General features: G+C 33.9%; 19 protein-coding genes. 6 read left to right on the forward strand and 13 right to left on the reverse strand.

The features are described from left to right. Nucleotides 1–242 precede the first annotated feature (242 nt). Entirely contained in the window at nucleotides 243–575 is a 333-nt protein-coding gene (locus F1003_RS04345; RefSeq protein ID WP_155087994.1) for a single-stranded DNA-binding protein, read from the forward strand. Nucleotides 576–650: 75 nt separating this feature from the next. Here the strand turns inward: F1003_RS04345 and F1003_RS04350 are convergent, their stop codons facing one another. The 3 genes from F1003_RS04350 to F1003_RS04355 all read right to left on the reverse strand — a co-directional run bounded on the left by F1003_RS04350 (nucleotide 651) and on the right by F1003_RS04355 (nucleotide 2,892). Continuing rightward, entirely contained in the window at nucleotides 651–1,949 is a 1,299-nt protein-coding gene (locus F1003_RS04350; RefSeq protein WP_162306894.1) for a T9SS type A sorting domain-containing protein, read from the reverse strand. Nucleotides 1,950–2,114: 165 nt separating this feature from the next. Further along, nucleotides 2,115–2,291, reverse strand: coding sequence for a hypothetical protein (locus F1003_RS16800; protein ID WP_202913878.1), 177 nt, complete (start codon nucleotides 2,289–2,291; stop codon nucleotides 2,115–2,117). A 79-nt stretch (nucleotides 2,292–2,370) separates the two neighbouring features. Continuing rightward, a complete protein-coding gene (locus tag F1003_RS04355) occupies nucleotides 2,371–2,892 on the reverse strand; it encodes a ferritin (protein WP_155087996.1) in 522 nt (173 codons plus the stop codon). Between the two features lie 880 nt (nucleotides 2,893–3,772). On the opposite strand from F1003_RS04355, the gene F1003_RS04360 reads away from it, so the two are divergent. Both F1003_RS04360 and F1003_RS04365 read left to right on the forward strand, forming a co-directional pair. Beyond that, entirely contained in the window at nucleotides 3,773–4,357 is a 585-nt protein-coding gene (locus tag F1003_RS04360) for a tetratricopeptide repeat protein (RefSeq protein WP_155087997.1), read from the forward strand. Nucleotides 4,358–4,456: 99 nt separating this feature from the next. Then, a complete protein-coding gene (locus tag F1003_RS04365; RefSeq protein WP_155087998.1) occupies nucleotides 4,457–5,854 on the forward strand; it encodes an RtcB family protein in 1,398 nt (465 codons plus the stop codon). A 50-nt stretch (nucleotides 5,855–5,904) separates the two neighbouring features. Here F1003_RS04365 and F1003_RS04370 read toward each other — a convergent pair whose 3' ends face one another. From F1003_RS04370 to F1003_RS04395, 6 genes are read right to left on the reverse strand one after another with little or no spacing between them, the layout of a single operon-like run. Continuing rightward, the gene (locus F1003_RS04370) at nucleotides 5,905–6,453 is read right to left on the reverse strand and encodes a YceI family protein (RefSeq protein ID WP_155087999.1); all 549 of its coding nucleotides are present in this window, start codon (nucleotides 6,451–6,453) and stop codon (nucleotides 5,905–5,907) included. A gap of 5 nt (nucleotides 6,454–6,458) precedes the next feature. After that, nucleotides 6,459–6,821: a hypothetical protein gene (locus F1003_RS04375; RefSeq protein WP_155088000.1), complete on the reverse strand. Its 363-nt coding sequence runs from the start codon at nucleotides 6,819–6,821 to the stop codon at nucleotides 6,459–6,461. Between the two features lie 10 nt (nucleotides 6,822–6,831). Next, a complete protein-coding gene (locus F1003_RS04380) occupies nucleotides 6,832–7,686 on the reverse strand; it encodes a DUF5777 family beta-barrel protein (protein WP_155088001.1) in 855 nt (284 codons plus the stop codon). Nucleotides 7,687–7,741: 55 nt separating this feature from the next. Then, complete coding sequence (locus tag F1003_RS04385; RefSeq protein WP_155088002.1) at nucleotides 7,742–8,497, reverse strand: T9SS type A sorting domain-containing protein; 756 nt, start codon at nucleotides 8,495–8,497, stop codon at nucleotides 7,742–7,744. A 16-nt stretch (nucleotides 8,498–8,513) separates the two neighbouring features. Next, nucleotides 8,514–8,894 carry an OB-fold protein gene (locus F1003_RS04390; RefSeq protein ID WP_155088003.1) on the reverse strand — a complete coding sequence of 127 codons (381 nt, stop codon included), beginning with the start codon at nucleotides 8,892–8,894 and terminating at the stop codon, nucleotides 8,514–8,516. Nucleotides 8,895–8,905: 11 nt separating this feature from the next. Further along, nucleotides 8,906–9,973 (reverse strand): hypothetical protein, encoded by a 1,068-nt coding sequence (locus F1003_RS04395; protein WP_155088004.1) that lies wholly within the window; start codon nucleotides 9,971–9,973, stop codon nucleotides 8,906–8,908. A 107-nt stretch (nucleotides 9,974–10,080) separates the two neighbouring features. On the opposite strand from F1003_RS04395, the gene F1003_RS04400 reads away from it, so the two are divergent. The 3 genes from F1003_RS04400 to F1003_RS04410 all read left to right on the forward strand — a co-directional run bounded on the left by F1003_RS04400 (nucleotide 10,081) and on the right by F1003_RS04410 (nucleotide 13,959). Continuing rightward, nucleotides 10,081–10,605 carry an RNA polymerase sigma factor gene (locus tag F1003_RS04400; protein WP_155088005.1) on the forward strand — a complete coding sequence of 175 codons (525 nt, stop codon included), beginning with the start codon at nucleotides 10,081–10,083 and terminating at the stop codon, nucleotides 10,603–10,605. Between the two features lie 164 nt (nucleotides 10,606–10,769). Next, on the forward strand, nucleotides 10,770–11,681 hold the full coding sequence (locus F1003_RS04405; protein ID WP_155088006.1) for a FecR family protein: 912 nt from the start codon (nucleotides 10,770–10,772) through the stop codon (nucleotides 11,679–11,681). Next, nucleotides 11,665–13,959 carry a TonB-dependent receptor plug domain-containing protein gene (locus F1003_RS04410; protein ID WP_155088007.1) on the forward strand — a complete coding sequence of 765 codons (2,295 nt, stop codon included), beginning with the start codon at nucleotides 11,665–11,667 and terminating at the stop codon, nucleotides 13,957–13,959. Before F1003_RS04405 ends, F1003_RS04410 begins: the two co-directional genes overlap by 17 nt. 3 nt (nucleotides 13,960–13,962) lie before the next feature. Here the strand turns inward: F1003_RS04410 and F1003_RS04415 are convergent, their stop codons facing one another. The 4 genes from F1003_RS04415 to F1003_RS04430 all read right to left on the reverse strand — a co-directional run bounded on the left by F1003_RS04415 (nucleotide 13,963) and on the right by F1003_RS04430 (nucleotide 18,683). Next, nucleotides 13,963–14,865 (reverse strand): histone deacetylase family protein, encoded by a 903-nt coding sequence (locus tag F1003_RS04415; RefSeq protein ID WP_155088008.1) that lies wholly within the window; start codon nucleotides 14,863–14,865, stop codon nucleotides 13,963–13,965. A 90-nt stretch (nucleotides 14,866–14,955) separates the two neighbouring features. Next, complete coding sequence (locus F1003_RS04420; protein WP_497986918.1) at nucleotides 14,956–15,633, reverse strand: YiaD family glycine zipper/OmpA-like lipoprotein; 678 nt, start codon at nucleotides 15,631–15,633, stop codon at nucleotides 14,956–14,958. 31 nt (nucleotides 15,634–15,664) lie between these two features. After that, nucleotides 15,665–16,135 carry a lipocalin family protein gene (locus F1003_RS04425; protein WP_155088010.1) on the reverse strand — a complete coding sequence of 157 codons (471 nt, stop codon included), beginning with the start codon at nucleotides 16,133–16,135 and terminating at the stop codon, nucleotides 15,665–15,667. Nucleotides 16,136–16,301: 166 nt separating this feature from the next. Continuing rightward, nucleotides 16,302–18,683: a hypothetical protein gene (locus tag F1003_RS04430; RefSeq protein ID WP_155088011.1), complete on the reverse strand. Its 2,382-nt coding sequence runs from the start codon at nucleotides 18,681–18,683 to the stop codon at nucleotides 16,302–16,304. Between the last annotated feature and the right edge of the window lie 93 nt (nucleotides 18,684–18,776).

Genomic DNA, 18,776 nt, shown 5'->3' on the forward strand with positions numbered 1-18,776 from the left:
TACAGGCAACGCGTATAAAAAACACTTTTTATAGAATTAAACAAAATATCAACAAAACCAACAACCATAGCGTTTTAGTCATTTTCAAACGACTACAAACGTTTACAAACGAATTTAAACACGTAACTACCGACTAAAATTTGCCAACTGTATAATCTTTGCAGTGTCGAAACATAAGAACCTATCCATGGGTAGGCAAGTCTCGATAGTATTAACTGTTTAACATTAAAAATTTAGAACACATGAACACATTAAGAAACAAAGTACAGTTGATTGGTAACTTAGGTAAGGATCCAGAAATCATCAATTTAGAGTCAGGAAAAACCTTGGCAAAATTTTCAATAGCGACTAACGAGAGCTATAAAAATTCGCAAGGCGAAAAGGTAACCGACACCCAATGGCACAATATTGTTGCCTGGGGAAAAACGGCACAGATTGTAGAGAAATTTGTAACCAAAGGTAAGGAGGTTGCCATTGAGGGTAAACTGACCACACGCTCTTGGGAAGATAAAGACGGTATGAAACGTTATATGACGGAAGTGGTTTGTAGCGAACTTTTAATGTTGGGGAAATAAAACACAAGTAAAAAAGTTGAGATATAAAAAGAGCTGCCATTTGGCAGCTCTTTTCTATTTATATAAATAATAAAATTAGTTCTTAATTACTTTTTTAGTAATACTACTACCACTAAAGTCATTGGTAATCTTAACAAAGTACAGTGCATCACCTAACTTATCTAAATTAGAAAGCGTGAGGTTACCGTTTGTTGCAGTTAGCGTTTCGCTCATTACAACACGTCCGTTGATATCAAACAGATTTACAGTGTAGTCATCATTTGCACCATTAGATAATTTTATGGCAATAGATGATGTAAATGGATTTGGACTTATTTCAACAGTATCTACAGTAAATTCATCTACAGTAAGAGAGCCACCACATATAGACCAGCCCATGTCTTCAAAAAGTCCTAAAGAAATTGGTCCTGGATTATGGTTTGCAACACCGGAGCCTATTTGAGGAGTCATCAATGAATTTACATTTCCATTAGGAAACGTTGACTCATCCCAATGGCTATAACTAGAACCTTGATCCCATGGGCTAGGTGCAAACATCCTTGGTATTACACCTCCGTTTTGACCTACAGATGTTGGCGAGTTGTTAAAGAGGTTACTACCTGTTAACTGTAAATGCATATCATTAGAAGGGTCAGTAAAAAGACCAGAATCTAAAAGGGATTGACCCATGCCGTTTTCAACATTAAGATCGTAAACAGTCGGAATCATGTTGTTTGGCTCTCTCAATCTTCCAGTAGACCCATCTGTCGTGGCAAAGCTTATAAAGCCTAAACCATGACCTAACTCATGCAATACTACCGTGACAAAATCAAATTGACTTCCTGGAGGCATAGCATCTGTACCGTAATACCAGTTAAAAGAACTACTAAAAGTAGCATTTATGTCTATAGATCCAAAACCACTTGAGTCTTGATCTTCAATTTTTTCCCATAATGCAACAGGATAAAAGACATTTGGGGTAGCGTCTGGATGATTAGATGTTAAAACTGTAGTTGGACCAGCTTGGCCTAGGACTCCTGGGCCAAGAGGCTCAAAACTTGCATTTATTCTAATGGGTTGAGAGGATTCTATGGAATTAGCCCAAATATCTACAGCAAATTGAAAGGCTGCCATAGCTTGCGCTCCTTCAGGGCCAGTAAAACCCGTATAATTAACAATAAAGTTTGTACATGCTGTACCACTTGCCATTCTATTTAAAACTTCTGGTGACGTGTGTGTAGAGCTAGGTCCTTCATAATCTTTGGCATAAAGTACACATGCAGGTGTAGTAACATTTTTTACTTTAGGGACAAATTCAGTTTCATCTTGTGCAAAAGCACCTATTGTATAGCACAATGCACCAACAATAGTAAGTGGCTTTATAAAATTTTTCATTTTAAATGTAATTTTGTTCATAGACTTATTTTTTTTTCAGCTTAAAAATAATACAATTTTAGATAAAAATAAGGTATAGCTATGAATATTGGATAAAACCGCCACTATATTAGACGACCAAAAGTTAGTGACTGAAAAGAAAGAAAGGTTATGCGGGAATAATAATTAAGCCACTTTTTTTAGCAAATCAAAACAAGGACATTTTTTACAGCGTTTGTTTTCTGCTTTCTTATATTTTTTACAGCATTTGGACTTGACTTTGCCCAAGGCTTCAAAACCAGAAGTTTCAAGAACTTTAATACGCTCTTTTTTAAGCTTTTTGTTTTTCTTTTTTTTGCCCATTTTCAGTTTCCTTATAAGGGAATCTTAAATTCGGCAACAAAAATAGTTATTTTTATTTATTCTAAATAAAGTTTAACATTTACGCTCCTCCTGGTGTGTCAGCTGCAGAACTTACCGTTAGTTGTTGTATATCCCTATCAAATAAATACAATCCGCCTTTATCATCTCCGATCATATTTATTTTATCAAGAATTGTTCTTGCCATAGCTTCTTCTTCAATTTGCTCGGCAACATACCATTGTAAGAAATTGTGCGTGGCATAGTCTTTTTCTTGTAACGAAATATGAACCAATTCATTGATACTTTCAGATACAAAAACCTCGTGATCCAATAATTTTTTAAACATTTCTTTAAATGAAGAATATGAAATATTTGGAGCGTTAAGCTCAGATATTTGTGCATGTCCTCCACGCTCGTTTATAAACTTCACCAATTTTAACATGTGCTCACGTTCTTCGTCAGACTGGTCGTACATAAAGTTAGAAATGCCTTCAAACCCTTTTACTTCAGCCCAAACAGCCATGGCTAAATACACTTGGGAAGACTCAGCTTCAATTCGTATTTGTTTATTAAGTGCAGCTTCAATTGATTTTGATAACATAATTTCTCGGTTTTACACAAAGATAAGCAGTTAAAAACACTATTAAAAGCTTTAATTGATAAGTAGTTGTAATAGCGGATTTAAAAACTTTATGACCCTGAAATTTGGAATTAAGGTACGGTTTATGCCATATTTGCAATACTAATGAGAAAAACAATAGTACATAGAGCACCAAAATCACTGATGTGTCAGTGGGATTATCGAGGAAATAGTATTGAATTATTTCAACGGCAAGGACGTTATGTATCTATTATCAATCATTAATTACAAATGATTTAAACAGAAAAACTATACATAGATAACAAGCGTCCAAGAAATTGGGCGCTTTTTTTTATGAAAAAAATTACAAAAATTTGAAACTAGACTTTAAAAAATAAAATAACACGTATTGAAGACTAAGCAATTGGGAGACAAACGCTTGCCAAAAACCTTCGACCATCTGCATAAAGCGGACAGGAATTCTTTTGCCTTAGATCAACCTAACTAATTGATAATCAATAAATTAAATTGAATTTTTATTTGGAAGTTTCAAAAATTCCATTTTATATTTGCATCGCAGAATTAAACAATTCGCAATAACACAAATAATAATATTAATGCTGAATTCATTTCAGTAAAACAAAGAAGCCATGCTAAAACATAGAGTAGCATTTCAAAATTTAAGTTATGACCTCGAGTCATTTACAAGGCTTCGGTATTTTCTGCCTGCCTGTCGGCAGACTGGTAGATAATTTATTTCCCAGAGAAGAATCCGAAGCAAATAAACTGTTTCGGATTTTTTATTTCAAAAAATTTAAGAATACATCTATCTGAGCAGTTTTAAGAGCAGTACATAACGCGCTGCATTTAAAACAGTAACAAACTATTGAATAAAAGTATCATGGAAAATAATTTGCATAACATCCACTTGTTTAGAGCTATTGAAGCCTACCCTTGGGAATTAGGGAAAGCGGTTGAAGCCTTAAATTATGCTTTGTCTTACGACCCAGAAAATGTAAAAGCTTTGCATTTAATGGCTAAAGTACACTATGAGCAATTGGGTGATAACGAAACCGCAAAACGCTATTTTGAAAAAGCTCTGGCTAGCAATTATGAAACGCCAGATATATACCCAGATTATATAAGGCTGTTGATTAATAATGAGGATTTTAATGAAGCCCAAAAGTTAATTGACTTCGCTAAAACTATAAAAGGAGTTGGTAAGGCTGGTATTGCTTTGGCACAAGGACAACTATACGAAAGTATCGCTAAGTATGAAGATGCTGAAAAGGTTCTTAAAGAAGCAAAGCAATTAGCATTGAACGATGATTTTATCAGTTTTGTTGATACTGTTTTATCTCGAGTAAAAAAGAAGAGAAAAGTACAGGCAAACGAAAATAGAATCATAGAAAATCAGGCTAAAAAAGAAGCTGAAGCAGAAACTAAAAATAGCTGGTTTCAGAATAGGCTGAATAATTTATTGTAATTAAAAAAAGTAATTTAGTAGAAGTCTTTTTGGAATCAGGCTTCATTGTAGCGCTCTGCCAGATGTAGAAGCTGGCAGAGCTTAATAAAATTAGAAAACATGAAAACAAAAATAACAGGGCACGATTTAATTGCCTTAGGATACAAGCAAGGGAAATGGATGAAAGAAGCCATTGCACATATCAATGAAAATAAATTACAAGGAGAGGCAATGACTACTAAGTATTTAGAGCAGTTTAAAATGCCAGATCCAATAGCATTACACAGAAATCCGATTGAATTTTCAATAAATATTAAAGCAGAAAATGAAATGGAAGAGGACAATGTCTCTAAAGTCATTAACTCAATGCAAACCTTGATGAAAACACCAACATTGGTTGATGGCGCTATTATGCCAGATGCTTGTCCTGCTGGTCCTGACGGAACAATTCCAGTAGGAGGTGTTGCTGTGGCTAAAAACGCCATTCATCCAGGAATGCATAGCGCAGACATCTGTTGCTCAGTCATGTTAACCGATTTCGGTAAAACAGACCCTAAAGCCATTTTAGATGCAGCACATGCCAATACACATTTTGGTCCTGGCGGAAGAGATAGAAATTCTCAATTTAGATTCCCAAAGGAATTGTTAGAGGCTTTTGAAGATAACGTGTTGTTGAATGACAAAGAAATGATCAAAATTGCACGTTCTCATTTAGGAACTCAAGGTGATGGTAACCATTTTTTATTTATTGGAACCTCTAAAAATACAGGAAACACTATGATGGTAACACATCATGGTTCTAGAGGTCCTGGTGCAAAATTGTACAATAAAGGAATGAAAATTGCCGAACGTTTTAGACGTGATTTATCACCTGAAACTAAAAAGCAAAATGCTTGGATTCCTTTTGATACTGAAGAAGGTAAAAATTATTGGGATGCATTGCAGACTATCAGAGATTGGACAAAAACCAACCATGAAGTATTGCACAATTCAGTTGCTGAAACCTTAGGAATTGATATTGAAAACCGATACTGGAATGAGCATAACTTTGTGTTTAAAGATGGTGATTTGTTTTACCATGCTAAAGGTGCAACTCCTTTGGATGCTAAGTTTATGCCTGATATTACAGGACCTCGATTGATTCCTTTGAATATGTCTGAGCCTGTTTTAATTGTTGAGGGATCTACCACAAAAACCAATTTAGGTTTTGCACCACATGGTGCTGGAAGAAATGTGAGTAGAACACAACATAGAAAAAGTAAAACAGGGAGTGTTATGCAAATCTTCAAAGAGGAAACACGTGGATTGGATGTACGATTCTTTTCTAAGGAAATTGATATTACCGAGTTACCTAGTGCTTATAAAAATGCGAAAGCAGTAAGAGCACAAATGGACGAATTTGGCTTAGGCAATGTCATTGACGAAGTAATGCCTTACGGTTGCATTATGGCAGGTGATTGGCAGAAAAATGCACCTTGGAAGAAGAGAAGAGAGAAAAGGAAGCGTGATAGACGTTAATAAAAAAAGCGCAAGTGATTCACTTGCGCTTTTGATTTTAGAATAAGATTCTATTTTTTAACCAATTCAAAACTAAAATCTATTGTAACTTCATTAGACAGTTTATTTCTAACCACCTTAGGAATTTCAATATCAAAATCTGAAACCATTACTTTAAAACTTCCTGATAAAATTATTTTATCATCCACAAGCTTCATAGTTAAAGGAATATCTTTTATCTCCTTTGTAACTCCATGAAACGTCAATGAGCCATCAATGGACATTGAACTACCTTCTTCACTTAGCCCATCAAAATCAAAATCCTCAATTTCTCCTTTAAAAGTTGCTTTTGGATACTTATGGGATTCAGCATAATTTTCATTAAAATGCTCTTCCATAAGCGCATTCTTAAAACGAAAAGCCTTTACCAGACCTAATGCAGCAAATTCGCCATTTGCAGTATTAAAAATTGCTGTAACTGAATTATTTTTTGCAGCTACCTCTTCAAAAGAAGGAACTGAGGCTTCAAAATTTAAGGAACCTGTTTTGGTGAGGTATTTACTTTGTCCGATTGCACTTATGCTAATGAGTAAAAGTGCTATAAATGTGATTTTTTTCATGTTTTTTAATTTTCAAGTAAACCTTCTTCTTCCCATTGTATTACAAGATCTATTAAGTTTTGTGGTAATCTAGGGCCGCCAAAGGGCATTAAAAACCCTTGATCTGTTGAGGATATACGCTCAATTAAATCCCTGTTTTCAACAGCATCTTTTACATCCAAATATGTTGTTAAAGACATTGGTGCTCCATTAACTGGTGGTTCGCTATGACATGAGATGCAATTATTATCTATTATAGATTTTATATTGTTCTCGTAGGTCACAAAATCTTCAATGACTACCTCTTCAGTTAAATCGTCTTCACTATTGTAAGAACAGCTCAGAATTAATAAGCTGATTGTGATAGATATATAATATTTCAATTTCATAATAATTGTTTTAAAACACACGACTGAGATTAAACCCAAAATAAATATTACCATCGCTCCAATCACCTGTGGCTTGTCCTAAAAACCCATTGGTATTCATAGCCTGAGCGTTTGAAAAATGCATTTGGAAAACATGGCCACCAGTCTCAAGATCAAAACCTATTGATAATGGGTTTTTAAATGGCGAACCGTCTGCTCGGTTAAGGTGCCAACCATAATCTAGGTTTAATGACCAACGTTTACCTAATTTTTGCCGTCCTCCCAAACCAATTGCATATTGCGAGTTGTGCTGCTCGTCATAAGCCACAAAATTGTCGTGAAAAAATGTAGGAGCAATTTCCAACGACAAATTTGTGCTCACTTTTTTAGATACCAGTACTTGTACTGTGTACCCAAGACGATCCTTAAATTCTAACTTCGGTAAATTTTCTTTTTCTAATGCAGTATTTAATAAAATTGAATTATAGGCAACTATGGTAAATGGAAAACCATTTTCTTTTTGTCTTACTAAGCGATACTTTGCTGAAGCCTCATATATTTTTTGAAATGAACTACGTGATACTCCAATGTTTACAGCATCTGTTAAACCGTAAACAAAGTTTAATCTGGTCACGGCATCATCAAGGCCAAAAAAACTATCAAATCCATTTTCTATGCTACCAAATCGGTGAGATACAATAAACGTAAGTTCTTTTTTTGCGACTAGTTTTGTGGATTCAAAGTTCACGATTTTTAAGCCTTTAAAGGCTGCTGTAGCATAGTTATCACCTATTGAATCCGTATCAATTTCGCTCAACAAATCGTCTCCTTGTGCTGTTGAAACTAGGCATGCCAATAGCATTATGATTATATATGTATATCTCATTTCTTTAAAAATTTATAATGTATAAAGGCTTTACTCTTATAAGCTGAGCAAGAGTTTATTGTTTTATAAACCGTTTGGTTTCCTCTCCATTTTCCGAAGACATTTTAATTAAATACAACCCACTTTCCCAATTAGTGACATCTATCTGTGATATATTATTTGAAGTTATGGATTGAACAAAGACTTGCTTACCAAGTATATCAAATACTTCTAATGTTCCATCAGCGATTACAGATTTAAACTCAATATTTAATACGTCACTTGTGGGATTTGGGTAAAGTCTTAAACTGCTGCCTTCCTCAAAATCATCAACACCTAATGTGCTCCAATTTGCTACTCCGTTTTGAGTACCATCTCCGTTATATTGATAAGGCGGTGAAACAGTAATAAATGTATCTGCAACCCATAGGCCAGCAGCCACGGCTACAGATTCTCGGCTACTTCCTGAACTACCAGTTCCCCATTGTAAAAAATCTAACATATTATTAGCGTTACTAAAACCAGAGGCACTATATAATCCAAATTCACCACTACTTGCCACAAGATTTACAGTACTTGCTATATCAACTTCTTCATCTGGTGCTAGTGTAGTAACAGAAGTCATGCCGCTTACTTGGCTATATGCCGGAACCACACAAAACCAATAGCCTGATATAGTAGCGGTTGCATCGCCATAATTTTTTAATGTTACAGAATTAGTGGCAGGATCTACTTTAGATATTCTAACATTAGCTTGGGCTTTTAAATTTGTAAAACTTAATGCTATAATTGCAAACATTAAGATAGCTTTAATAGAGTAATTTGTTTTCATATTTTTTTGGTTTTAGTTAATTAATAATTGAACATTGGTCTAGTTTTACTTGTTCCAACAGGTCGTCGTAACCTATGACACGACCTTTGATTTTTATTTTATCATTTTCAACTAGCGAGGTTTTTATATTATTTGAAAATTGACAAAAAACTTTATCATCAATTGTAATATCGCTAGTGTTTATCTCTGAGATTAGCCCTGAAACCTCTATGGTTTTATTTAAAAACTTCTTTTCTGCTATAGTGGTTTTTTCAGAGAATAATTTAGATATATCAGAAGATACCATTGAAAATTCAGCTGTTTCACTTTCAATATCTCTATGATCTTGATAAATGTAATTGTAGCCAACTACTACAGCAATTACTAAAAGTAACAATATAACAATCCACTTACGCATATTTTTAAATTTTAATTACAATCATTCTCGTAACGTAATCTATCATCATCACCTACTCTAAAGTCCACCTTAGTGTTGTCAGAACAGTTGTCTATTTCGTGTAAAATCCAATTATTATTACAAAGTGGTAAAGCTGGGACGTCAATTAATACTTCAATATTATTACCAGAACCAGACGTTGCCCAAGTGCCATAAACTGTGGTTGTGTTCCAAAATACGGACATAGTACCATCAGTAAAGAAATTAAAATCATAGCCCTCGTAAGCGTCATCGTAATCCATAGCGTTGCGCTCTAGTTTATCTACTTGCCAGTTAGAACAACTTGTTAAAAGTATTTCTACTTGTGCAGTGGTGCAGCCATTACAATCATCGTCATTATAGTCGTAATCGTCATCTTCGTCGCATGTGTTAATGGCATTTGCAATTGTAGTTTCAAGCTCAGTAAAGTTGTTGATAATTACTTCAGAATTGTCAGCTAATATTACGGTTGCAGGAAAATCTATGGTAACAATAGTATCATCATTAATATCTTGAACAAAATCGAAAAGGTCATTGTCATTTTCAAGAATTACTGTTTCTAATAATTCGTTGTTGGGATTAAAAGTTGAAGCTTCAATAGGATACTGAAAATCAATACACTCAATATCATCATCAGCAACATCCTCACCATTACAACCACTAGAATAAGTGTTGAATTCTGCAATATTATTAATGATTATTTCAGAAAAATCAGCTAAGACAATAGTTATAGGGAAATTAATATTTAAGGTATCTGTATCAGAGTCAGATTCGTCAAAAACACATTCAATAAAAGCATAATCTTCTTGAGAGTTTACTGTTAATGGAGTTCCATTAACGTTAACTTCATATGGAAAAGCAATATCAAAACAATTAGCCCTATCGACTATGTTATCAACCGAACCATCATTAGAGCTGGTTCTTTCAATTAGGGTAGCAATATTAGAGTTAGCTACTAAAACCTCTTCTTCTGGTTCTTGAATAAATTCAGTTTCTTCTTTTCTGCAAGATGAGAAAGCTAGAAGAATGAATAATAGATATAGTGCTGTTCTTTGTTTCATGATGGCCTTATTTTTTTCTTGCCATTTAATATATAACAACTCACTTTTAAAAACTACTGAACTTTTTTAAAAAAAATATTCAATACATTTATAAAAACTAAAGACTTTTGCCCAAAAACCCTAGCGAAAATATTTGTGAAGAAGCTGCCTTTGAGCGTATTTATAACAAATACGCAGATGATGTGCATAATTTTTTATACTATAAATATGGAGCACAATACAACCCAAGAGACAAGGCGCAAGAGGCTTTTATGAAATTATGGGACAATTGTAAAAAAGTGCCGTTTGCTAAAGCAAAGTCATTCTTGTTTTCTGTTGCAGACAATATGATGTTAAATGAAATTAAGCATCAAAAAGTGGTTTTAAAACATCAAAAAATAAAACCTAAACACTACACTAATGAAACACCAGAATTTGTTTTAGAACAAGAACAGTATTTTGAAAGATATAATAAAGTCCTTGCAAATTTAAAAGAGGAACACCGTGTAGCTTTTCTCTTGAGTAAAGCAGAAGGCAAAAAGCACAGCGAAATAGCAGAAATGCTTGGAGTAACCCAAAAGGTAGTGGAATACAGAATATATAGTGCTTTTAATGTTTTAAAAAAGGAACTTGAAGGATTTAAAATAAAATAATGCACTAACATCAATTCTTGTCATGCTGAACTTGTTTCAGCATCTCATTCTAGTTGAGTTAGAAGCAAGACTCTGAAACAAGTTCAGAGTGACAAATAGTTTATTGGTAAAAAATAATAAGGAGAAATGAAACCAGAGTTGTTATATAACCAAGGAAAATGTTTATGACTGAGGACGACTTATTGAAAAAATGGTTAAACAATGACCTTACAGATGTTGAAAAAGAGGCATTTAGTAAGCAGGAAGACTATGCCATAAACAAAAACATCATTGAAAATGCAACCTATTTTAAAGCTTCTGAAGTTTCTAAGGTTGATGATTTTGAAACTTTTAAAGCCAAATACCAAGTTAGGTCATCGGTAAACCGACTTAAATGGCTAAGACCTGCATTAAGAATAGCTGCTGTTTTAGTAATTGGTCTAGCGATTTATTTCACAATGTTCATGAACGAAAGTGTCGTAGAACAACGCACTTTGTTGGCCGAAAAGACAACCATAAGCCTTCCGGATTTGTCAGAGGTTATCCTTAATGCTGATTCTAAAATCACTTATGATAAGGATTCTTGGTATGAAGAAAGGCAAATAGATTTAAAAGGCGAAGCCTATTTTAAAGTTGCTAAAGGAAAAACCTTCGATGTTATCACAGAAAGTGGAGTAGTGCAAGTGGTGGGTACTGAATTTAATGTGAAAGCTCGTAATAATTATTTTGAAGTGATATGCTATGAAGGTGTTGTTAAGGTGACTTCAGATAGTATCACAAGGCAATTGTCAGCTGGTGATACTTATCGCATTTTAAATAAAGTGTTTAGTGAAGATAAAACTAATGATACTGTACCACAATGGACTAATAACAAAAGTCGCTTTAAGGCAATTCCATTAGCGGAAGTTATTGAAGAGTTAGAACGTCAGTACAATGTTAAAGTAGTATTTAGCAATACTAATACAGCAAGATTATTTACAGGCGGATTTGTACATAGCAATCTAGAAAATGCCCTTTCAGCTATTACGCAACCTATGAATTTAACTTTTGAAATTAGTTCATCCAACCAAGTACTAATTCATGGCAATACAGACTAAGCGGTTTATAGTAATACTACTTTTAAGCTTTGTTTTTTCTTTTCCATTACATTCTCAAGAGACTGAGAACAAACAGTCGCTGTCCGAAATTTTAAGTCTTTTGGAAAAATGCTTTGATGTTCAGTTTAACTATGCCGAAGATGCTATTTCTCAAACAGAGATTACACCACCAAAAGAAACATTAACTCTAAACGAAACCCTAAATTATTTAGAAACTGTAACCGATTTCTTGTTTCGGCTTACGGAAGATCAGATGGTTTTGGTTATTCTCAAGGACACACTTTCCAATTTGCAACAATTGTCTGAAGTTATGGTGTCTGGCTATATTGTAAAGGGGATTAATAAACTGAGTAATGGATCCTTTGAGATTGATGTTTCAGATTTTGATATACTTCCAGGTTTAATAGATACTGACGTGTTACAGGCAGTCCAGGCATTTCCTGGTATTCAGAGTATTAATGAAACGGTTTCCAATATTAATATTAGAGCAGGCTCTCATGACCAAAACCTTATCTTATGGGATGATATTAAAATGTACCAATCTGGGCACTTTTTTGGACTCATCTCCATGTTTAATCCTCAGATCACTCAACGTGTTTCGTTAACAAAAAATGGTTCTGCAACAGAATACACGGATGGAGTTTCTGGAACCATTTCCATGGAAACAGATAAGAAGGTAAACAAAAAATTTAATGGAAATATAGGCGTAAATTTTATTGATGCTAATGGTTTTGTAGATATTCCTGTTGGTGAAAAATCCTCACTGCAAGTAGCAGCAAGAAAATCTATAAGTGATTTTACCGAGACACCTACATATAATAACTTTTTTGAGCGTATTTCTCAAGATACGGAAGTGGAAAACAATACCATGAGCAATATAAACTCAGACAAGGAATTTGATTTTTATGATGCTTCTTTACGTTGGATTTATAAGATAAACGATAAGGAAGAATTAAGAATTAACTTTATAAATGTTGCCAATGAGTTAGTGTTTAATGAGAATACAACGCTTAATTCAACAGAAGACTCAAGACAAAGCAGTTTGTCACAAAATAGCATTGCAGGTGCCATCGAATATTCCAAAATTTGGAATGATAAATGGAAAACAGTTTTTGAAGGTTATGAAACAGATTATAAATTAAAGTCCATAAATGCCAATGTTTTAGAATCTCAACGTTTTTTGCAAGAGAATAAAGTATCTGAAACTAGCTTAAAATTAAAAGCTAATTATAAGATCAATAGCCAAATGCAATTGTTAAGTGGTTATCATTTTGTGGAGACGGAAATCACCAATTTAGATGATGTAGATACACCACGATTTAAACTATTGGTTTCAGAAGTTGTGAGAACTCATGGTGTGTTTTCACAGATTTCTTATACATCTAAAGACAGAAATACGAACCTTATGGCTGGTCTTAGATATAATTATATAGATAAGTTCAGTAAACATCTTATAGAGCCAAGACTAAGTTTTTTATATAAGTTTTTAGATAATTTTTCTTTTGAAATTTTGGGCGAATTCAAGCATCAAAACACTTCACAGGTCATTAATTTTCAGAATGACTTTTTGGGCATAGAAAAGCGGAGGTGGCAATTGTCTAATGATGAGGATATTCCTGTTATTCAAAGCCTTCAAGGATCTATTGGGTTAACGTTTAATAAAAACGGTTGGTTAATCAGCGCTGACGGTTACTATAAAAAAGTAAAGGGAATAACAACACAAAGCCAAGGTTTTCAGAACCAATATGAGTTTGAAAGAACAAGTGGTTTCAATGAAGTAAGAGGGTTGGATTTTATCGTAAGAAAGCAGATAAATAATTTTAATTCTTGGCTGAGTTACTCTTATACAAACAGTGATTATAATTTTGAAGACTTAGCAGAAAAAAACTTCCCAAGCAATTTTAATATTAGACACGCTCTTACTTTTGGAACAAATTATACGTCCGAAAGATTAAAACTATCTGCAGGTTTAAACTGGAACTCAGGTAGACCAACAACGCGACCAATTGAAGGTGATGAAATTGTAAATGATAATATCAATTATGGCGCTACTAATTCAGTAGAACTAGAAGATTATTTCAGAGTAGATGTTTCTGCTTTATATAATTTTAATTTGAGTAATAAAACCAAAGCCAATATGGGATTGTCTATTTGGAATCTTTTAGATAGAAAGAATATCATTAATAGCTTCTATCGTATAAACGGTGATGAGGTCACCGAAATAAAAAAACGTTCTTTGGGTATTACGCCCAATTTGGTTTTTAGGGTCAACTTTTAATATTTAAAAGAAAATCTCTTGAGCCAATCGGTAGGTATTGGCATGCGCATCAACAATAACTTTAATATCAGATGAATAACCACCTCCCATACTACACATCACTGGTATTTTGTTGTTCTTGCATGTTTGCAAAACAAAGCGATCACGTTCTTTACATCCTTCTACGGACATACCAAGCTTACCTAATTTGTCTGATGAAATGACATCTACTCCACCGAGGTAGTAAATAAAATCGGGTTGTTGCTGGTCTATGAGCTTTGGTAAAGTTTCTTTTAATAGTTTGAGATATGTCTTATCATTAGCGTCATTTTCTAAAGCAATATCCAAATCACTTACTTCCTTTTTAAAAGGATAGTTACTTTTTCCATGCATAGAAAAAGTAAATACGGACTTATCATTTTGAAAGATCTGTGCAGTGCCATTACCTTGATGAACGTCTAAATCTACAATGAGAATTTTTTTAGCCAATCCCATCTTTTGTAGATAGCGTGCTCCAATCGCTTGGTCATTTAGTAAACAAAACGCTTCACCACGATCGGTGTAAGCATGGTGTGTGCCTCCTGCAATATTCATTGCAATTCCGTGTTTTAATGCATATTCGCTTGCTTTTATGGTTCCGTCAGCAATGATAACTTCTCGCTCCACTAAAACTTCACTTAAGGGAAACCCTATTTTTCTTGCAGCGCGTTGATCTAAAGTAATGTTTACCAAATCATAATAATATTCGGGTTCATGTACTGCTAAAATATATTTGTCATTAGGTTTTGTAGGCTCAAAAAAACTATTGCCACTACAAGTGCCTTCGTGTAGCAATTGTTGTGGCAATAATTCATATTTCTCCATCGGGAAACGATGTCCTGCTGGTAGCGGATGATTATAAATAGGATGAAATGCAATTTTCAACAATTGGAAAGGCTTTTAGAGTAACCTAAAAATAAATATAAAAAAAGAGCTTGTATAATATTACAAGCCCTTCTTTTTAGGAAAATTTATAATTTAATTACCAGCTTGGGCACGTGCATCTTCTATCATATCCTCATTGGGTAAAATAGCAATATTTACACGTCTGTTTTTAGATCTGCCCTCAGCTGTACTATTATCGTGCATAGGCTGACTCTCACCGAACCAATTGGTGGTAAATCGCCCAGAACTTAATCCTTTACCCTGTAAATAATTGGTAACCGCGTAAGCTCTATTTTTTGATAAAGTCATGTTGTAATCTTCACTACCAACACTGTCTGTATGACCTACGACTAAAATATTAGTGTCTGGATATTCTGAAAGCACACCAGCAAGCTTGTTTAAGGTGGTTTGCGATTGTTGATTAATATTGTACTTATCTGTTGCAAAATATACACCACTGGTTTCATCAAATGTTACCACTATTCCGTCATCCACACGTTCTACAACGGCTCCAGGAATTTCATTTTCAATTTCTTGCGCCTGCTCATCCATTTTCTTTCCAATTAGTACGCCAGCAGTTCCGCCAACTACTCCGCCAATAACTGCACCTAGTTCACCATTACCTCCTTTGCCGACATTATTGCCAATAATGGCTCCAATAATAGCTCCACCAGTAGCACCGATAACAGCGCCTTTTTGTTTATTGTTGGCATTGTCTATGGCCTTACAATTTGTAAATAAGATTAGCATTAGTGATAATGCTATTGTCATATAAGATTTATATTTTTTAAGTATCATAGTTTTAAAGTTTTTTAAAATTCATGGTTATGGTAACTGGCTTTCCGTCTAGATTTGCTATTTGCTGCCATTGCATATCAGTATCGGATAGCGCAGTAAGTTGAAGCCTAAATCCTGTATTTGTTTCGGATTTGCCTTTGCTATTGGTAGGCTTTAATAAAAAATGGTACAAGCCAGATGTTTCATCGATTTCATCAATAGTAAATACAAAATAACGTTGGTCTTGGTCACAGCCTGTACCAGACAATGTATAGTTACCTGTGTTATTGTTTGGGATAAACTGCCATGTACTTTTCTCAAAACAATCCTTGTTGGCGTCGTTTAAAAGGCTCACTTTTATGTCGCCAATTGCTGAGGTAGATATACTATTCAACGTCCAATTTCCTTTGATGGTTTTTTTGGATTCTCGCACCGTTTTAGATGCGCCACATGATAAAAACCCGATGGTTATAAATAATATCAATATTTTTTTCATAATTGTTTTATTTAGTCATCTCAATATACAAGTAGAAAAAGCGAGTCTATATTTCTATCCGATAAAATATTGCCCCATTTAGAAAGTTATGTGTATGGATTACAAAAAAAAAACCGCCGAGTACATGTACCCAGCGGCTTTAAGCGTTAATGCTTTAAAGTATAATTTAGTTGATCGAAATCGATTTTTCTTCAAAAATAAACGAACCGTCGTTTGCTATTCCCTCTATAAATAATGTAATAGGAACTTCTGGCTGAGCTATTTTTAATGTAACATTTCCATTGGCATCTGTTGTAAGCTCAGGCTTCCAATCTATAGTACCATAACCTTTAAAGAAATCATCGTTGTAATATTTATAATTAGGCACATAGAATTTCTTCTTTGTACTGAATGCCAATGGCAATTCATAATCTTGTGTAGTCTTTACATTGTTACTAGGTCTATTTTTAAAATCTGTATAAATTTTAACAATTCCGCCAGAACTATTCGATGTTCTACTAATATCACGTCTATCAACTTCGACGAAATCCACATAGAGCAACGGCAGATTATCAATTATAGATCTGTCGAGCACACGCATATCGTCCAAGAATATTACAGGTACACCGCCAGAAAACGTTGTTATGGTAGTGGTTCCATTTACGGTTCTTTTTGTCAAACCTGCCCTGAATACAAGGAAGTCGGCAATTGATTGAAACTGAATTACGTCATCCTCATCTACAACATGCACTCTACCACTGCGTCCTTGACTTAATTCTCGGGTTCTTAATTCTTTTCTTCCTGCTTTAGTTTTTACAAGGACTTCATCTAATTGTTGTGTTTCATTTAAGTTTAAAAATGAAATATTTGTATTTGTCAATCCTGCATAGGTTTCATAGTCCCACTTAGGTTTTATAATCCCAGCATTAGTTTGAAATGATGGAATTTTGCTAGGAAACGATTGCAGATAGAGCTTCGCAGGTTCTAATTCGTTATTTTTATTAACCTTAGATAAATAAAGCTTATCATCTTCGTTTAAGAAAACATTTTCTACTGTAAAAGCTTTGCTTATATCATTATCAACCTCATAAAATTGTGGATCTTGATTGGATACAGCATGCACCAAATAGGTTTCCTCTTTGTCTCTTGACTGAGCATTAATATTGGCTCTTAAAGTTATACCTTGCTCAAACGTATGAGTAAGACCAGGATTAGGCGCAAAAATTGTATTCCAATCGTAGCTGCTCCAACCTTGCGTGATCAATAAATTATCTAGCGCTACTTTCTTTTCTTCAGTGATATCTGAAAAATAATACTTAGCATTTTCAACTACACCATTTACATATGGTTGAAGATAGGTATAAGATAAAATATTGTGATGTCTGTAATAAGATGATGTTTCTTGTGGCAAAACAGAAACGCTCATATTATTTATAAGCAAAGGGTTAACTTGCTTAAAGTTGAGTTTCATTGTTATAGAATCATTAGCCTTAACAGCCGAGAGCTCGTTAGAAGCAATAATATCTATACCATTGTAGTTAAAAAATAAGCGTTCTATAATTGGCTCATTATTTTCATTGAATAGTGTAAGAACATTTACGCCAGCCGCAATATTATCTAGCTCAAAAGCTTTCATAATAGTTAAATCCTCATTAAATACAATTTCAGTAACATCGATATTATCTCCATTATGAATTGTCATTTGATATGGCTTTCCTTTAACCAAATCTAAACTTTCCTTGTTGGTCATAAGTGCCACAATAGCTTTATTTCTATGCTTAACAAGAGATAGCGTCACACCAAGAGGTTCAACTTGCTCGTTAAAATCAAAACTATAATCTTTGTTTAAGTATTTAATATTTACCTTATAGGATTTACCTATTTCGGCTAAAAGCGGAAACTTTCCGATACCCAATTCATTCACGGCAAATTCAGTTATCAGGTTGTTGTCTTGGTCAACAACTTGACCTTTTACGGATTGTACACCATAACCTTTATAGTCTTTTAAAACCACACCTACATTGTTAACAACACCATTTAGCAAATGTCCACCTTCTGGTAAGAATTGGGCATCAATAGAATTTTTAACCGACTCAGTTATAATGGTCTTTTCTGTTTTAGGGTCTATAACTTTAACAGACTCTACAAAATAGTTTTGCTCGTTAAAGTTTTTCATCCAGTTTGTGTAAGCCTTAAAAGTGTAATAGCCAGAGCTAAAGCTTGAATCAATTTTAATGATGTTAGCCGCAACACCATTTTCTACTTTGAGAAGTTTTTGTTTTAAGACGTTGTTATTTTCATCTTCAATACTTACATAAAGATTTGTAGTAACCTTAGATGGTTTTTTATCTTTTTTGTCGAGGACATAAGCAGTGAATCCAATAGCTTCTCCCTTAATATAAGCAGACTTATTAAGATGTACATATACAACTTCTCTTGCATCCGAGGTATAATCTTGGTACTGGGTTACAATTTCTTTAGCCTTGTCTTGGGCACTTAAAGATAAACTGCTGAGAAAAATTAATAGAATAAATAGTTTTGAAATACGAAATCGAGTAGAGTTTTTCATAACGCGATGGTTTTAGAGATTAATAATTTATAGCTTGTAAGAAACCCCTCAATTTTAATACCAAACTTTAATAATATTTAAGTAAAACCTAAA

This window comes from Winogradskyella ouciana (assembly GCF_009709615.1).
Taxonomy (GTDB): Bacteria; Bacteroidota; Bacteroidia; order Flavobacteriales; family Flavobacteriaceae; genus Winogradskyella; species Winogradskyella ouciana.

Bases quoted from the DNA above. Each gene is read 5' to 3' on its own strand.
- F1003_RS04345 (WP_155087994.1), top strand. From the start codon at position 243: ATGAACACATTAAGAAACAAAGTACAGTTGATTGGTAACTTAGGTAAG.
- F1003_RS04350 (WP_162306894.1), bottom strand. From the start codon at position 1,949: ATGAAAAATTTTATAAAGCCACTTACTATTGTTGGTGCATTGTGCTAT.
- F1003_RS16800 (WP_202913878.1), bottom strand. From the start codon at position 2,291: ATGGGCAAAAAAAAGAAAAACAAAAAGCTTAAAAAAGAGCGTATTAAA.
- F1003_RS04355 (WP_155087996.1), bottom strand. From the start codon at position 2,892: ATGTTATCAAAATCAATTGAAGCTGCACTTAATAAACAAATACGAATT.
- F1003_RS04360 (WP_155087997.1), top strand. From the start codon at position 3,773: ATGGAAAATAATTTGCATAACATCCACTTGTTTAGAGCTATTGAAGCC.
- F1003_RS04365 (WP_155087998.1), top strand. From the start codon at position 4,457: ATGAAAACAAAAATAACAGGGCACGATTTAATTGCCTTAGGATACAAG.
- F1003_RS04370 (WP_155087999.1), bottom strand. From the start codon at position 6,453: ATGAAAAAAATCACATTTATAGCACTTTTACTCATTAGCATAAGTGCA.
- F1003_RS04375 (WP_155088000.1), bottom strand. From the start codon at position 6,821: ATGAAATTGAAATATTATATATCTATCACAATCAGCTTATTAATTCTG.
- F1003_RS04380 (WP_155088001.1), bottom strand. From the start codon at position 7,686: ATGAGATATACATATATAATCATAATGCTATTGGCATGCCTAGTTTCA.
- F1003_RS04385 (WP_155088002.1), bottom strand. From the start codon at position 8,497: ATGAAAACAAATTACTCTATTAAAGCTATCTTAATGTTTGCAATTATA.
- F1003_RS04390 (WP_155088003.1), bottom strand. From the start codon at position 8,894: ATGCGTAAGTGGATTGTTATATTGTTACTTTTAGTAATTGCTGTAGTA.
- F1003_RS04395 (WP_155088004.1), bottom strand. From the start codon at position 9,973: ATGAAACAAAGAACAGCACTATATCTATTATTCATTCTTCTAGCTTTC.
- F1003_RS04405 (WP_155088006.1), top strand. From the start codon at position 10,770: ATGACTGAGGACGACTTATTGAAAAAATGGTTAAACAATGACCTTACA.
- F1003_RS04410 (WP_155088007.1), top strand. From the start codon at position 11,665: ATGGCAATACAGACTAAGCGGTTTATAGTAATACTACTTTTAAGCTTT.
- F1003_RS04420 (WP_497986918.1), bottom strand. From the start codon at position 15,633: ATGACAATAGCATTATCACTAATGCTAATCTTATTTACAAATTGTAAG.
- F1003_RS04425 (WP_155088010.1), bottom strand. From the start codon at position 16,135: ATGAAAAAAATATTGATATTATTTATAACCATCGGGTTTTTATCATGT.
- F1003_RS04430 (WP_155088011.1), bottom strand. From the start codon at position 18,683: ATGAAAAACTCTACTCGATTTCGTATTTCAAAACTATTTATTCTATTA.